Source organism: Shewanella electrica (genome assembly GCF_022321485.1).
GTDB classification, from domain to species: domain Bacteria; phylum Pseudomonadota; class Gammaproteobacteria; order Enterobacterales; family Shewanellaceae; genus Shewanella; species Shewanella electrica.
The window spans coordinates 308,618-323,402 of sequence record NZ_JAKOGG010000001.1 but is presented as its reverse complement, the minus strand read 5'-3'; the positions used below and the strand labels follow the sequence as shown (position 1 = coordinate 323,402).

14 protein-coding genes are annotated in these 14,785 nt (G+C 49.7%); 3 read left to right on the top strand and 11 right to left on the bottom strand.

Features of this window, described 5'->3' with window-relative positions; translation table 11 throughout:
• The first annotated feature begins 33 nt into the window (after positions 1-33).
• Complete coding sequence (locus L9G74_RS01435) at positions 34-429, top strand: VanZ family protein (RefSeq protein WP_438944528.1); 396 nt, start codon at positions 34-36, stop codon at positions 427-429.
• Positions 426-1,358 (top strand): ketopantoate reductase family protein, encoded by a 933-nt coding sequence (locus L9G74_RS01430; RefSeq protein WP_238894493.1) that lies wholly within the window; start codon positions 426-428, stop codon positions 1,356-1,358. The genes L9G74_RS01435 and L9G74_RS01430 overlap by 4 nt, the downstream gene beginning before the upstream one ends.
• A 24-nt stretch (positions 1,359-1,382) precedes the next feature.
• Here L9G74_RS01430 and L9G74_RS01425 read toward each other — a convergent pair whose 3' ends face one another.
• The 3 genes from L9G74_RS01425 to L9G74_RS01415 all read right to left on the bottom strand — a co-directional run bounded on the left by L9G74_RS01425 (position 1,383) and on the right by L9G74_RS01415 (position 4,629).
• Positions 1,383-2,597: a DUF819 family protein gene (locus tag L9G74_RS01425; protein WP_238894492.1), complete on the bottom strand. Its 1,215-nt coding sequence runs from the start codon at positions 2,595-2,597 to the stop codon at positions 1,383-1,385.
• On the bottom strand, positions 2,597-3,499 hold the full coding sequence (locus L9G74_RS01420; protein ID WP_238894491.1) for a LysR family transcriptional regulator: 903 nt from the start codon (positions 3,497-3,499) through the stop codon (positions 2,597-2,599). The genes L9G74_RS01425 and L9G74_RS01420 overlap by 1 nt, the downstream gene beginning before the upstream one ends.
• Positions 3,500-3,621: 122 nt before the next feature.
• The gene (locus L9G74_RS01415; protein ID WP_238894490.1) at positions 3,622-4,629 is read right to left on the bottom strand and encodes a porin; all 1,008 of its coding nucleotides are present in this window, start codon (positions 4,627-4,629) and stop codon (positions 3,622-3,624) included.
• A 278-nt stretch (positions 4,630-4,907) separates the two neighbouring features.
• On the opposite strand from L9G74_RS01415, the gene L9G74_RS01410 reads away from it, so the two are divergent.
• On the top strand, positions 4,908-6,674 hold the full coding sequence (locus tag L9G74_RS01410) for a flavocytochrome c (protein ID WP_238894489.1): 1,767 nt from the start codon (positions 4,908-4,910) through the stop codon (positions 6,672-6,674).
• Between the two features lie 78 nt (positions 6,675-6,752).
• Here the strand turns inward: L9G74_RS01410 and L9G74_RS01405 are convergent, their stop codons facing one another.
• From L9G74_RS01405 to hemA, 8 genes are all read right to left on the bottom strand, one after another.
• Entirely contained in the window at positions 6,753-7,625 is an 873-nt protein-coding gene (locus L9G74_RS01405) for an EamA family transporter (protein WP_238894488.1), read from the bottom strand.
• A gap of 119 nt (positions 7,626-7,744) precedes the next feature.
• Positions 7,745-8,587 (bottom strand): 3-deoxy-8-phosphooctulonate synthase, encoded by an 843-nt coding sequence (gene kdsA, locus L9G74_RS01400; protein ID WP_438944527.1) that lies wholly within the window; start codon positions 8,585-8,587, stop codon positions 7,745-7,747.
• 105 nt (positions 8,588-8,692) lie between these two features.
• Positions 8,693-9,937, bottom strand: coding sequence for a DUF819 family protein (locus tag L9G74_RS01395; protein WP_238894486.1), 1,245 nt, complete (start codon positions 9,935-9,937; stop codon positions 8,693-8,695).
• Positions 9,938-9,977: 40 nt separating this feature from the next.
• Positions 9,978-10,769 carry a transglutaminase family protein gene (locus tag L9G74_RS01390; RefSeq protein ID WP_238894485.1) on the bottom strand — a complete coding sequence of 264 codons (792 nt, stop codon included), beginning with the start codon at positions 10,767-10,769 and terminating at the stop codon, positions 9,978-9,980.
• 3 nt (positions 10,770-10,772) lie between these two features.
• A complete protein-coding gene (locus tag L9G74_RS01385; protein WP_238894484.1) occupies positions 10,773-11,165 on the bottom strand; it encodes a SirB2 family protein in 393 nt (130 codons plus the stop codon).
• Positions 11,166-11,414: 249 nt separating this feature from the next.
• The gene (gene prmC / locus L9G74_RS01380) at positions 11,415-12,257 is read right to left on the bottom strand and encodes a peptide chain release factor N(5)-glutamine methyltransferase (protein ID WP_238894483.1); all 843 of its coding nucleotides are present in this window, start codon (positions 12,255-12,257) and stop codon (positions 11,415-11,417) included.
• Positions 12,258-12,267: 10 nt separating this feature from the next.
• A complete protein-coding gene (gene prfA / locus L9G74_RS01375) occupies positions 12,268-13,353 on the bottom strand; it encodes a peptide chain release factor 1 (RefSeq protein WP_238894482.1) in 1,086 nt (361 codons plus the stop codon).
• A 14-nt stretch (positions 13,354-13,367) separates the two neighbouring features.
• Entirely contained in the window at positions 13,368-14,618 is a 1,251-nt protein-coding gene (gene hemA, locus L9G74_RS01370) for a glutamyl-tRNA reductase (RefSeq protein ID WP_238894481.1), read from the bottom strand.
• Positions 14,619-14,785 lie beyond the last annotated feature (167 nt).

Here is a 14,785-nt window from a genome sequence, read left to right as displayed (position 1 = left end):
TTGCTGATGACAGCTTTCTTTGGTTTGCATATTATGGCGCTTCAACCAATAACTTGTGATATTGCCTTGATAAAACAGCCACTGTTGTTCAAATTCGCTTTAGTATTAGCCCTGATTGTGGTGAGCTATTTAGTATTTTCTAGACCACAGTACCCACAGAATATTCCCGGAATGGATAAAGTGGGCCACGTTGGTAGCTTCTTTATGCTGTCGTGGTTAGCGTATTTAGCCTTTATGCCGCGCTGGTATTGGCTGGTACTTAACGCAGCCATCTATGGCGCACTTATAGAGATCATTCAGCTACAACTGCCTTACCGCAGCGGTGATGTTGCAGACTTTATCGCCGACATGAGTGGTGTGTTATTGTTCTACGTGCTGTTAGCTATTTGCCGTTTCATCAGCCGCCAATGGAAAAGGACCAACCAATGACGATAGCCATATTAGGAGCCGGCGCGATTGGCCAGTTAATCGCCCACCAACTTGCCAATGCCAACGTAGCCCCGCTACTGCTGGTAAAGCCGGACCAGGCAACATCGTCAAATGATCAAACCACCCCATTTGTGCTTGAACAGCAAGATCAACATCAGCACCAACAACATCAGTTTGAAGTGATCAGCACCGGCGACTATCTCACCGCCACCATATTGCCCGACATTGAACTGCTCATTGTCACCTTAAAAGCCTATCAAGTCGTACCTGCCGTCAGTGCGCTGCTACCCAAGCTCAGTAGCAAATGCCATATTTTGCTGCTGCACAATGGCATTGGCAGCCACCTAGAGTTGCAACCACAGTTGGACGGCTTAGGCTTATCACTGGGCACCACCAGCCAAGGTGCGCTAAAGCTTGGCCCTCGCACTGTGCGCCATACCGGTGAAGGCATGAGCCAATTTGGCCATTGCAGTGGCCCCGAGTTATCGGCTGAATTACGTGAATCATTGCTAAGAGCGATTCCCAACAGCAGTTGGGTCGAGCAGATCATGCCCGCGTTGTGGCAAAAATTGGCGGTAAATGCGGTGATTAATCCGCTAACGGCGTTGAACAATGTGCCCAATGGGGCGCTAACCGCCGCACGATATCAGCCGCAAATTGATGCCATTTTAAGTGAGCTGCAGCAAGTGGCGTGGTTGGAGCATATCCGTTTAGATGCCGACAAGTTAGCCTCAACGGTCAGACAAGTCATGGTACTCACGGCCGAAAATTTCTCTTCGATGCATCAAGATGTGTTGCACAAACGCCGCACTGAAATCGACTATATCAACGGCTACCTTGTCAAACGGGCCGCCGCCCACAAACTGGCGTTGCCGATCAACCAACAACTTGTCAGTCAAATTAACCGCTTATCCCCAGCAGCCGCTTAAACTTACCCGATAACGTTCATCACCTCAGTGGATGGTCTGCATCCACTGACCGCTCGCCCAAGCGATAAAATTTGCCCACGCGTAACCAAACACCGCAATTAGCACCGCTAGCGGCATTAATGCCTTGTTGTAGGCACTCGCCACCACTGGGGCCGAAGCGGCACCACCGAGATTACATTGGCTCGCGATAGCAAGATAACTAAACGGCAAACGCAGGCAACGCGTGGCCACCACCAGAATAATGATATGGATCAACAACCATATCGCGCCGATGACAAAAAACCATGGCAGCGACAACAGCATGCGAATATCCATCTTCAATCCCATAATCGCCAGCATCAGATAGAGGCAGACAGCGCCTAGTTTGTCGGCGCCATAAATCGCCAACCGGCGAGCGGGACTCAGCGATAACATGACGCTACCGGTGGTGATGAGAATCATCTTCCACATAAATGGCGAGTCAAATTGATATGCTTTGGCGGCTGGAAATAGCTGGCTAAACCAGATGGCTGTTTCTTCCGCTAATGCGTTGCCAAGACCAGTCAACATTAACGGAATCGAAATCAGTAGCATCAATTTAGGCAAATCAGCCATGGCTTGTGGTTGTTGCTCCGGCGTGGCAACTGACATCAGCGCCTCGCGACACCCTAGCCATTGGTTCAAGCGCTGCTGATGCGGGGCTAATGCCAGCAACAGCGCCATCCAAATGCCCGAAATCAGCACATTCACCGTCACAAATACCGCAAAAATACTGTCGCCAACATGATATAACTGTTTCACGGCAAGCTGATTCGCCGTGCCCCCCACCCAGTTGCCCGCCAAGGTAGTCATGCCACGCCACAAGCTGTTTTCACCGCTGTCTAGCAGTAGCTCCGGCTTAAACATCGCCACCATCTTTAACGCGAATGGTCCTCCGACAAATATGCCCGCACTACCGATAAAAAATAGCAGCAGCAACTTACCGCCACGGCTAAAGATGGTGCGCACATCCAAACCTAACAACAGTAAACAAAGACAACTGGGCATCAAGTACTGCCCCACCAATTCGGGGAGTTGTGAATGTGGTACGGCAATAACACCAAAAGTATTAAGTAGCGAAGGGAGAAAATAGCAGGCCACCATGACGGGCATGATTTTGTAGAACCAATGACAGTAACGGTGTTGTAAGCCATTGGTATAAAAGATCAGCCCGAGCACGATACAGATTGCACCAAACAACTGAAAATCGGTGGTTAACATTAGGACTTGAGCAACTGATTAAGCTGACTAATGGCAAATTCGCGGAAGTTGCAACACACGGGGGATAACTCCTCGTCCGCGCGACGGATCATCCAGTAATTACGCTCGAATCCCCAATCTTCCAGTTTGAGTTCCACCAAATCGCCCCGTTCCAACTCGTCATCAATCGACATATAAGGTAAAACGCTGACGCCATATCCCGTGGCCGTGGCACGTTTAATCGCCCCCAGCGTACTCATGGTGATATCTTGTACCGGCGTGATGCCGCTAGATTGCAATAATTGAATAGCTCTCACTCTAGAAATCGTGGTGGATTCATCAAAATACCACACCTGATGCGACAGTAAGTCGGCCGTCATTGGCATCCTCGCTAACGGATTTTTCGCTCCGCAAACAATGCAGATTCGATCTCGCAGCCAAAGTTCGGACAACACCGAAGCCAAACTAGGCTTGGCATCAACAAACGCCAAATCAAGCTCTCGCTCCACCAACATGCGTTCAATACTGTTGGAATCTTTGATCACTAATTTCAGTTGGGTAGAGTCATAATGGCGGTGAAACGCGGGCAATATACGTGATAGCGCATAGTTTCCTGCCGTTTTACAGGCTCCGATCGTCAACGCGCCACTCACACCAGTAGCGGATGCGGCAAACAACTGCTCAAGCTGCGATCCTGCGGCAAGCATTTCATTGGCATAGGGTAGCAATAGCTCACCTTGACCATTGAGTACCAGCCCGTAACCAGTCCGCTCGAACAAACGACATTGCAGTACATTTTCCAGTTCTTTCAATGCCATACTTGCAGCAGGAACCGACATATACAACTGTTTTGCTGCTTTGGAGATCTGCCCCTCTTGATAAATGGTTCTAAATACCAACAACTGTTTGAGGGTGACTTTCATAATCTTATTCCACCACTGACGATGGCTAGGATAATACCAACCAGCTGATCGACATACTTGGAGCAAAATGAAGAATAGCGGCCTAGATCATGACCGCTATCTAAATAGTGTGAGGTGGGTGTCTAAAACAGATATTTCAGGTGCACAGACAGCTGAGTATCATCAAATTCTTGATAACCTGATGCATCGGTAACATCACCGTCTAAATAGCTCACAATTACCCCGGCAGTGGTCGACTTGGACAATTTGACATCAACGCCAGCAGAAACCATGTAGCTATCAGTATCGGTGACGGACGCAAGACTAGCGACTTTCTTAACCACTTTGCCTAAGCCACTGTTATCACGCGCATACTGGAGTTTGGCGGTGTAATCGCCAAATGGCATCGCGGCGCTGAACAGATAGCTGTTACCACTAAGATTGTCGTACTTATCTGATGAAGCATGCTGCACCAACATCCCCCAATTAACGCCCGCCAATTTAGCAACCACCACCGCACGATACGCATCAAGTTGGTTTAGGCCATCGGCATAAGCGATTGCTGCGTAGTAAGGCGTTTTCTGCAACGCCTTATCACCAAGTGTTGCACTTAACGCATAATCGCCAGAACTGTCAGCAGCACTGTCGGCAAATTGATAAGTTGCCCCAAACTGAACACCTGCTATTTTGGGCGAATAATAGGTCGCCGTATCACCAATACGCGCATTCCCATCAATTAATGCCGCCATATCCGAAGAGGTAATATTAAACAAATCCACCTTACCTTCGGTCTTTTTAAATACGGTATCGTTTCGACCAAACATAAATGTACCGAAACCACCTTCAATTCCTAAATAAGTATTACGTGGTTTAAATAATTCAGACGAGTTATAAAAACCACCTTCATTACCTACTTCCATCACATAAATGATATTAACTTTATCAGTTAATGCTTCTTTACCTTTAACGCCTAAAAAAGACGCATAGTTTTCTAACACCGTGCCATCGGTGCTGCGAGCAGAAATCAAGCCATTATCAGAGTAACTGGTTGCCAACCACATGCGCCCATAGAAATCAGGACTTGCTGCAAAGCTTGATGTTACCGGCAATAACGCTGCACACACGCCGAGCGCAATCATTGTGTTTTTCATAAGAAGGATAATCCCTAGATAGTTATATTTTTCGAACGGAATATTAAAAATATAAACAGGGAATAAACCTTAACAGAATCACACTTAAATATTTAACCATTCAACTTAAGCAAAACAAAAACCACATTAAGAAAAACATAAACATCGATTTAAATAAAACTTAACACCAATTAGTTTTTTAAATAGAGAAAAATAATTAAAACCAACATCAAAAAACAATTTAGAAAAACAAGGAAGAATATAGCCGTTATTAACAATAATCCTAAAAAGGGAGCATTATGAAATTCGCTTTATTGAGTGGGCTTGTGATCGCATGTCTTGCCAGCATTGGCAACGCTAGCGCTGCCAACGACCTTGCGTCATTCCACAGTAAAAATCAGGGTGGCTGCACCGCCTGCCACATCACGCCGGGGAAAGTGAGCGATGACAGTGAAACCCACATTAATCAGCAATGTAAAAGCTGCCACGGCGGCTATGAAGAATTAAAAGATGCCAAACTTGAGATTGATCCGCACAACTCTCACCTTGGCGACATCAACTGTACCAGTTGCCATAAAGGTCACGAGCAATCAAAAGTGTACTGCAACGAATGCCACTCGTTTGACCTAAAAATCCCATTTAATGATGCGAAGAAAAAAGCCGCTTGGGATGCTAAATGGGATCAAGAAAAAATTCAGCAAGCCATTGCCAAAGGTCCAGTAGAAACCACCGAAGTGGTGGTCGTCGGTGCGGGCAGCGCAGGCTACAACGCCGCCATTGCAGCAAAACAAGCGGGCGCCAAAGTCATCCTATTTGAAAAGGCACCGTTTAGCGGTGGTAACTCCATGCTCGCCGCTGGCGGCATGAACGCCGTGGGCACGCCACAGCAAAAAGCGCATCATGTTGAAGATAAAGTGCAATGGTTCGTCGAAGACACCATGAAAGGTGGCCGTTATGCCAACGATCCTAAACTGGTTGATATCCTCGCTCAGCGCTCCGCAGAAGGGGTGAAATGGTTAGAATCTTTGGGCGTCAATATGGACGATCTCAAACGTTCTGGTGGTGCACGCGTCGACCGTACTCATCGCCCAGCCGATGGCCGCAGCGCTGGCCCCACTATCATTCAAACACTGCGCAAAGCCGCAGCAAAATTTGACGTAGAAACACGATTAAATTCTCGCGTTGAAAAACTGGTGCTGAACGATGACCGCCAAATTGTTGGGGTGGTCGTACACGCTAAATACAGTGGCTATTACATGGTTGCCGCTAAATCCGTGGTGTTGACCACCGGCGGCTACGGTTACAACAAGGAGATGATTGCGTATTATCGTCCCACCTTTAAAGACATGACCAGCTCAAACAACATCACTGCCACCGGTGACGGCATTACTCTCGCCAAAGAGATTGGTGCCAGCATGACCGATATCGACTGGATCCAAGCGCACCCAACCGTCGGTATGGACAGCCGCATTTTGATCTCAGAAACCGTCCGTGGTGTTGGTGCCATTATGGTCAATGCCAAAGGCCAACGCTTTATTAGTGAGTTAACCACCCGTGACCGTGCATCAGATGCCATCCTCAAACAACCGGGGAAATTTGCTTGGTTAGTGTTTGATAATCAGTTGTATAAAAAGGCAAAAATGGTACGTGGTTATGACCATCTTGGCATGCTGAAAAAAGCCGACACTATTGACGGTCTAGCCAAATTGACCAACATGGATACGCAGCTATTACAAGGCACCGTGACAAACTACAACCAATATCAACAAAGCGGTGATGATAAAGCCTTCCACCGCGAAGATATGCCACTCAACCTCACCCAACCACCTTACTACGCCGTAAAAGTCGCACCGGGAATTCACCACACCATGGGCGGTGTCGCTATCGATACCAAAGCGGAAGTTCTCGACCTACAAAGCTGGCCTATCAAAGGCTTGTTCGCTGCGGGTGAAGTGACTGGCGGTGTGCATGGCTACAACCGCCTAGGTGGTAACGCCATCGCCGACACCGTGGTATTTGGCAAAATCGCCGGTGAAAGCGCGGCGGCCAATGCCCAACAGAAATAGCGTAAAAACACGGTAATGACCCACTGACGCGGCTGGCGCTTGTGAGCCGCGTCCTTAACCACTTTCACGTGAGTCGAGTTAGACCCACAGCACCAAAATAGCGGCCAAAGCGATCAGCAGAAGGCCGCTCATATCTTTCACCTGCACCGGTTGTTTGAGCCAGAAAAACGAAATCAGCATCATAAAGAACACTTCCACCTGCCCTAGCGTTTTCACATAGGGCACTGCGGTCAGCGACATGGCGCTGAACCAACCAAATGAGCCAAAAAAACTGCTAACACTGGTCGCTAGCGTCAACTTAGGTCGCTGCCACAATGCGTGCAGCGTGCCCTTGTCTTTGCACCATAACCACAGCAACAACAATAGTGTTTGGGTCGTGATCACTAGCGCTAACACCCACGCGGCGCGATGGGGAAACGGTAGATTGAGATTAAGGCTTGCTTCGCGCACCCACAGCGATGTGAGCGCAAAGCTGGCGCCGCTGCCAAGGCCGATGATAATGGTCTTGTAAGATAAGCTGTTGAGTTGACTGCCCGCGCTCAGCAGAAACACCGCTATAGTACCAAGCAATACCCCAAGCCAACCGAGCCAACTCAGCGCCGTACCAAAGAACAGCACGCCAAGAATCGCTGCCACTAACGCTTCGCTTTTGGCAAGCCCAGCCCCAACGGCGAAGTTTTTCAGCTTAAACAACTGCACCATCAGCGCGGTGGCGATGATCTGCATAATGGCGGCGCCGAGGATAAACAACCCGCCCTTGCCCCACAGCTGAGGTAAATCGGTGGGTTGCCACAGATACAAGCCACCAAGATAGAGCCAAGCTAACGGCCCAGCATAAAGGAAACGCGCTAATGTGACGCCAGCGGTTTTAACATCACGACTTAATTGGCTTTGAAAGGCATTGCGCCACGCTTGCATGAACGCGGCGAACAGGGTCAACACAATCCACATATAATGGCATCCATCTTTCCGATGTTGGCGGAGCTAAAAGTTGGGGAGCTAAAAACAACAACGCCCGGCAAAAACCGAGCGTTGCTGAGCATAGCACAAGCGCCTCGGGGCGCTGGGCATTATTTACTGGTATCTAATGCTGGGAAAGATTTCACCAGATCATCCACCGCTTTCATCTGGGTCAGATAACCTTCCAACTGATGCAGCGGCAGCGCACATGGGCCATCACATTTAGCTTGGTCTGGATTTGGATGCGCTTCAATAAACAGACCCGCTAAGCCGAGCGCCATGCCTGAGCGCGCAAGTTCAGTGGCTTGCGCACGACGACCACCAGCTGAATCTTCACGGCCACCAGGACGTTGCAACGCGTGAGTAGCATCAAAAATCACTGGGTAACCGGTTTGTTTCATCTCATCCATACCGAGCATATCAACCACGAGGTTGTTATAACCAAAGCAACTGCCACGCTCGCACAGGATGATTTCATCATTACCAGCTTCGTTGAACTTTTTGATGATGTGGCGCATTTCATGCGGTGCCAAAAACTGTGGTTTTTTGACGTTGATGATGGCACCGGTTTTTGCCATTGCGACCACCAAATCTGTTTGGCGCGCCAAGAATGCTGGCAACTGAATGATATCTACCACTTCGGCCACTGGCGCACATTGGTATGGCTCGTGTACGTCGGTGATCAGCGGCAAGTTAAAGGTGTCTTTGATCTCTTGAAAGATTTTCAGACCTTCTTCCATGCCGGGGCCACGATAAGAGTTCACTGATGAGCGGTTAGCTTTATCGAACGATGCCTTAAACACGTAAGGAATGCCCAACTTAGTGGTCACTTCGGCGTAGGTTTCCGCAATCTGCATCGCCAGATCGCGTGATTCCAGCACGTTCATACCGCCAAACAGCACGAATGGCTTGTTGTTGGCAATTTCAATATTGCCGATTTTGATGCTTTTCATCCTGCTTTTCATCTCTCTACTCATGCCGCCATTGCGGCAATTAACCTAAGCCAAGGTGCGCTTAAATTCGACGCATTCGACGAACTGCCGCACCTTCGCTACTCATTAGTTTCCGACCACTTGCAGCAGTTGACCACATAGCCACGCCATGTAAGTACCCACCGCATAACCAAATACCGCCAACAATACGCCCACTGGCGCCAGTGCGGGGTGGAATGCCGCAGCCACCACGGGCGCAGATGCTGCACCACCGACGTTAGCTTGGCTGCCTACCGCCATATAAAACAGTGGCGCGCGGATCAATTTGGCGACCAACAACATTAGTCCCGCATGCACTATCATCCAAATAATGCCGAGGAAGAAATACTCTGGCGTATCCAAAATTTTGGTGACATCCATATGCAAGCCGATGGTCGCCACCAAAATGTACAGATAGGCGGAACCGACTTTCGAGGCACCGGCCGCTTCTAAATGTCGCGCTGGAGTAAAGGACATCACCAAACCGACCGTGGTCACAATCACCACCAGCCAGAAGAATGATGAGGTCAGGCTATATTTTTCGGTCCACGGATAATGTTCAGTAAAGAACGGCGCTAACCAATCGGCACAGAAATGTGCCACGCCAGTAACACCAAAGCCTACCGCCACAATTAGCATCAAGTCACGCAAGCTCGGAATACGCGCGTTTTCGGCGTGGTACTTTTCCACCTTATGGCGCAGGCTATCAATCGCTGAAGTATCAGCACCGGTGGCGGTATCAATTTTCTTGGCATTAGAGGCCAAAAACAGCAGCACCGCCATCCAGATATTCGCCACAATCACATCCACGGTAACCATCACCGAGAAGATGTTGCCGCCGACTTCATAGACTTCTTTCATCGCCGCTTGGTTGGCGCCGCCGCCAATCCAACTGCCTGCCAAGGTGGTCATACCGCGCCACACCGCATCGGGGCCATGGTTGCCCGTCAGCGCAGGGTCGATGGCAGACATGATCAGCAAGGCAATCGGTCCACCGATAACAATCCCCACGGTGCCGGTAAGAAACATCACCAAGGCTTTCGGGCCGAGGCTAAGAATCGCTTTCAGGTCGACACTTAAAATCAGTAACACCAAACAGGCGGGCAACAGATAACGTGACGCCACGTAATACAGTTTGGATTCGTGACCATCAACAATGCCGAAGGTGTTTAATAAGGAAGGAATGAAGTAACACAGCAGCAGCGCTGGAATAAAACGATAAAACTTTTGCCAGAACGGATGGCTACTGCTGTTGGTGTAGAATACAAATCCTAATATGGCGGCCAGCAAGCCCAGCGCCGTAGCGTCGTTGGTAACCAGAGCGGTCGTCATAAACAAGGGTTCTCCCTGAGGTTAGCGCGTCCTGTGGCGGTTAATGAAATGTCTGCGACTCTTCTCCAAGCTCACGCAGTTGCATTTTAACTAACTCAACCATTGGGTCGTGCGGATTATTATCGATAAAAAATTGTAAGTCAGCAGTGGCAACATGAATCGCCCCCAACTGATGCGCGATAAAGGCGCGTTCGCGGTGCAGATTCAATTCATCCGGATACCACGCCAACATCAAATTACAGCACTCCATGGCCGCTTCAAATTCGTGTGCCAGCACGGCGGCTGATTTCAATTCACTCATCATGCGCATCAAAATCAACTGGTTATTAGCCGGTTTCAGGTAGCGCGCTTTAAATGGGGCGGCGTTACCTAACTCCCCTTTTACCAGTGAGTGCAGATCATGACGCGAGAGGAAACGGCCCGTCAGCGGGTCAATATAGCGAAACTCGCCCGCCATGGTACATACCAGCACGGTAGCACCGGGCAGTAACAGTAAATCCAGTTGCAGATCCAACTGCTTAGCAAGTAATTTCAAGGCGGTCGCTAACGTGGTTGAATTACCGCGACGCAGCATAAAACACATGCCTAAGTCGGCTGCGGCGATGGCAAAATATTCGTCGGCCGTTTGAAAGCCACGCTCTTGGTAAAAAAAGGTCAGCAACGCTTGTAAACGTGCTTCTTCATCTGCCAGATAATGACTCAATACCGCGCCGGATAATTCAAACCATGCCCATTTCGCCTGCTCTGCTGAGTTGAAGCCTAAATGCTCCACCAGCTCGAACGCGCTATCGGGCAAGGTTAACGACTCGTCATTAAAGGAAAACTGTTTCATTACTTAGAAAAATACCACTCGTTTTAGCATCGCCAATTTGGCGGCAAACGCTAACCAAGCCAACGCCCCCACAAAACAGAAAATGCGGTACATGGTGCCTCGGTCAGCTTTCATTGCCATGGCGGCTAATAAAATATAGGCCACAACGGCCACTAGCTTTTCTGTCAGCCAACCGTCCACAATCGGGTATTGGCTCATGATGAAACACAACGAAGCTCCGGAAAGCAACAGCAAGGTGTCTATTGCGTGTGGGGCGATACGCAGCCATTTCTTTTGTAGCAGCGCCGAACCTTTGAGTTTCATGCCAAATCGCGCGATAAACAGCATGACGCTTAAACCAATCATCGTTAAATGAAAGTGCTTAACTGCCATGTAGACCATGTAGGTGTTGTCCATGAAATTCCGCCGTCAAATTTAAAGGCGACAGTGTACCCTATGGTGGTCTGTGGCTCCAACCTGATAACAGAGAAGCGTGGCTTTCGGTTACTGAGATGGGGATAATTTAGGCAACATTCAACCAATAAAGCCCCAATGTTTGCCTAATGTTGCTATGGGTTGAGTTTTACCTTCAAGACAACGGCTTGAGCAAAGATGACGGGAGCCATCTGCTCCCGTATCTGCCAATTGACGAGAAAACTGTGCTCGTTACTGCCAAGTCCCTAACGTACAACGTTCGTTAGAACCGAAATCACGCACCGTGGCAACATTCTGATAGCCTAATGTTTGCAAATGCTGCCGCATGGTTGGCCCTTGGGTGTAACCGTGCTCCAGCAGAATATAACCACCGGGACGTAGATATTGGCGTGCATGTTCGGCGATAAAAAACAGATCAGCAAAACCGTCATTAGCGGCAGTTAATGCACTGCGCGGTTCAAAGCGCACATCGCCGAGATCAAGGTGTTCATCTTGCTCACTGATATAGGGCGGATTGGAAACGATCAGGTCAAACTGACGCCCACTGACCGCGCTAAACCAATCACTTTGCAGCACTTCCACCTGCGGCAGTTGCAGCTGTTCACGGTTAGCCCTAGCCAGCGCTACCGCATCATCCACTTTATCCACGGCGGTCACTTGCCACTGTGGCCGTTCATGCGCCAGAGACAGTGCAATCGCGCCAGTACCCGTACCAAGGTCGAGCGCTGCGCACTCAGTGGGCAACGGCAAGTTTAAGGCGGTCTCAACCAGAATTTCGGTATCAGGACGAGGGATCAGCGTGGAGGCATTCACCATAAACGGCAGCGACCAAAACTCTCGCATACCGATAATGTGCGCCACCGGCGTGCCGCTAACACGCCGTGCAATCAGCTGTTCAAACTGGCATTGCTGCGCCTCGGTAAGCTGGCGCTCAGGCCAGCTGTACAGGTAGCTGCGCGGCTTATCAAGGCAGTGCAGCAGCAGCACTTCGGCATCAATGGCCGCCGATTCAGAGCACAGCTGCAATGCCGCTGCGCCCCATTTGACGGCGGATGCAATCGTCAGTTGCGTCAAGGCACGCACCTTATTCTTCCGACAACGCGGCCAGTTGGTCCGCTTGGTATTCTTGCATCAACGGGTCGATCAACTGATCTAAATCGCCTTCCATAATTTCATTCAGGCGATACAGGGTTAAGTTGATACGATGCTCGCTACAACGGCCCTGTGGGAAGTTGTAAGTACGAATACGTTCAGAGCGATCACCACTGCCCACCAATGAACGGCGAGTAGACGCTTCTTCACTGCGGCGTTTTTCATCTTCTGCCGCTTGCAAACGTGCCGCCAACACACTCAAAGCGCGAGCTTTGTTTTTGTGCTGTGAACGTTCATCCTGACATTCCACCACCAAACCGGTGGGTAAGTGGGTGATACGGATAGCCGAATCGGTTTTGTTCACGTGCTGACCACCAGCACCGGATGAACGGAAAGTGTCGATACGCAGATCGGCTGGGTTGATTTCAACCGCTGCCGCTTCGGGAACTTCGTGCATCACCGCCACGGTACAGGCTGAGGTGTGTACGCGGCCTTGCGATTCGGTTTCTGGCACACGCTGTACGCGGTGACCACCAGATTCAAATTTCAAGCGACCATAAACGCCATCACCAATCACGCGGGCGATAACTTCTTTAAAGCCGCCGTGTTCACCTTCGTTAGAGCTAACCACTTCTACCTGCCAGCGACGCGCTTCGGCGTAACGGCTGTACATGCGGAACAGGTCGCCAGCAAAAATAGCGGCTTCATCGCCACCAGCACCGGCACGAATTTCCAAAAAGGCGTTGGTTTCGTCGTTAGGATCTTTGGGGAGTAATAGGATCTGCAATTCGCCCTCAAGGCGTTCCAGCGCCACTTTGGCCGCCTTCAACTCCTCGTGAGCCATCTCTTTTAGCTCTGGGTCGTCTTCATGCAACATCTCTTCGGCAGTGACCAGGTCTTCCTGCGCTTGTTTAAACGCGGCAAAACCTTTCACGACATCTTCAAGCTGCGCATATTCTTTTGACAGATTGCGGAATTTGTCTTGATCGGAGATCACGCTGGCATCGCTGAGCAATGCCTGCACTTCTTCATAACGCTCCACCAAGCCTTCCAGCTTGCGGATCACGGAATCCTTCATTTAGCTCGCTAACCTTAGTCTTTTTCCAAGCCGAGCGCGGTTCTTAATTGTCCGAGAGCATTGTAATCGCCTTGGCGACTAGCCACAGTTAACGCTTGGGTCGGTGCATGGATCAGTTTATTGGTGAGACGATTCGCCAATTCACGAAGCACCTCTTCGGCGTCGCCGCCCTGAGTCAATTTGTGCACCGCCCGCTCGAGTAATTCGTCCTTGATCTCGTTAGCGTGCGTACGATATTCACGAATGCTGTCGACTGACTGTAACGAGCGAATCCATTCCATAAATTGGAATGACTGCTCTTCAGTAATAAGTTCCGCTTCTTCGGCGGCTTCACGGCGTGAAGCCATATTCTGTTCCACGATGCTTTGCAGATCGTCCACGGTGTACAGATAAGCGTCATCCAAGTCGGCAACTTCTGCTTCTATATCCCGAGGTACCGCAATATCAACCAACAACATAGGTTGATGGCGGCGCTGCTTCAGCGCTTTTTCCACCATGCCTTTACCAAGTATTGGCAGTGGGCTGGCGGTAGAGGATATCACGATATCGGCTTTTGACAGATAGTCTGGTATCTGTTCGAGTGTAATTGCTGTGGCATTGAACTCGTCACACATTGCCTCGGCACGTGAAAGCGTGCGGTTAGCCACCACCATTGAGGCGACGCCGTTCTCTTTTAAGTGCCGAGCCACCAGCTCAATGGTTTCCCCGGCACCAATCAGCAACACCTTGGTATTGCTCAGTGCAGAGAAGATCTGTTTCGCCATGACAACGGCTGCAAACGCAACCGATACGGCCGCCGAACCGATTTCAGTTTCCGTACGGACTTTCTTGGCAACAGAGAATGTATTTTGGAATAAGCGGTCCATAGTGGCAGCCACAGTGCCGGACTCTTTGGCTTTGGAAAATGCCTGCTTAACCTGCCCTAAAATCTGCGGCTCACCCAATACCAACGAATCGAGACCAGATGCCACACGCATCAGGTGCTGTACGGCCTTTTGGCCTTCATGCTGATACAAACAAGGTGCTACATCGTCATGGCTAAGCTGATGGTATTGCTCTAACCAATTAACGACTTTCTGAGCATCTTCGGTGTTGCAGTACAGTTCTGTTCTGTTGCAGGTAGACACAATCACCGCTTCGCCAGTGCCAGTTTCGCCGGCAAGGCTTTTCATCGCTTCGTGGATGGTGTCTGGGGAAAAGGCGACTTTCTCGCGCAAGTCAACAGTGGCAGTTCTGTGGTTAATACCAATTGCTACAAGGCTCATCTGACTCGTTCTGGACTCTTGGCGTGATTCTATTTGTTGGCGCTATTTTACTTAATTGACCAAGCTAAAAACAGAATACGCTTAACAAAACCGAATAAAGGTGAAAAAAGTGCTGAAAACTCTCACTTAATTCGTTTATTTACCAGCACTTGCTTAAAAATTACTCA

Bases quoted from the DNA above. Each gene is read 5' to 3' on its own strand.
- L9G74_RS01390 (WP_238894485.1), bottom strand. From the start codon at position 10,769: ATGAAACAGTTTTCCTTTAATGACGAGTCGTTAACCTTGCCCGATAGC.
- L9G74_RS01385 (WP_238894484.1), bottom strand. From the start codon at position 11,165: ATGGACAACACCTACATGGTCTACATGGCAGTTAAGCACTTTCATTTA.
- L9G74_RS01430 (WP_238894493.1), top strand. From the start codon at position 426: ATGACGATAGCCATATTAGGAGCCGGCGCGATTGGCCAGTTAATCGCC.
- L9G74_RS01410 (WP_238894489.1), top strand. From the start codon at position 4,908: ATGAAATTCGCTTTATTGAGTGGGCTTGTGATCGCATGTCTTGCCAGC.
- L9G74_RS01420 (WP_238894491.1), bottom strand. From the start codon at position 3,499: ATGAAAGTCACCCTCAAACAGTTGTTGGTATTTAGAACCATTTATCAA.
- L9G74_RS01415 (WP_238894490.1), bottom strand. From the start codon at position 4,629: ATGAAAAACACAATGATTGCGCTCGGCGTGTGTGCAGCGTTATTGCCG.
- L9G74_RS01395 (WP_238894486.1), bottom strand. From the start codon at position 9,937: ATGACGACCGCTCTGGTTACCAACGACGCTACGGCGCTGGGCTTGCTG.
- hemA (WP_238894481.1), bottom strand. From the start codon at position 14,618: ATGAGCCTTGTAGCAATTGGTATTAACCACAGAACTGCCACTGTTGAC.
- prfA (WP_238894482.1), bottom strand. From the start codon at position 13,353: ATGAAGGATTCCGTGATCCGCAAGCTGGAAGGCTTGGTGGAGCGTTAT.
- kdsA (WP_438944527.1), bottom strand. From the start codon at position 8,587: ATGAAAAGCATCAAAATCGGCAATATTGAAATTGCCAACAACAAGCCA.
- L9G74_RS01435 (WP_438944528.1), top strand. From the start codon at position 34: ATGGCGCTTCAACCAATAACTTGTGATATTGCCTTGATAAAACAGCCA.
- L9G74_RS01425 (WP_238894492.1), bottom strand. From the start codon at position 2,597: ATGTTAACCACCGATTTTCAGTTGTTTGGTGCAATCTGTATCGTGCTC.
- L9G74_RS01405 (WP_238894488.1), bottom strand. From the start codon at position 7,625: ATGTGGATTGTGTTGACCCTGTTCGCCGCGTTCATGCAAGCGTGGCGC.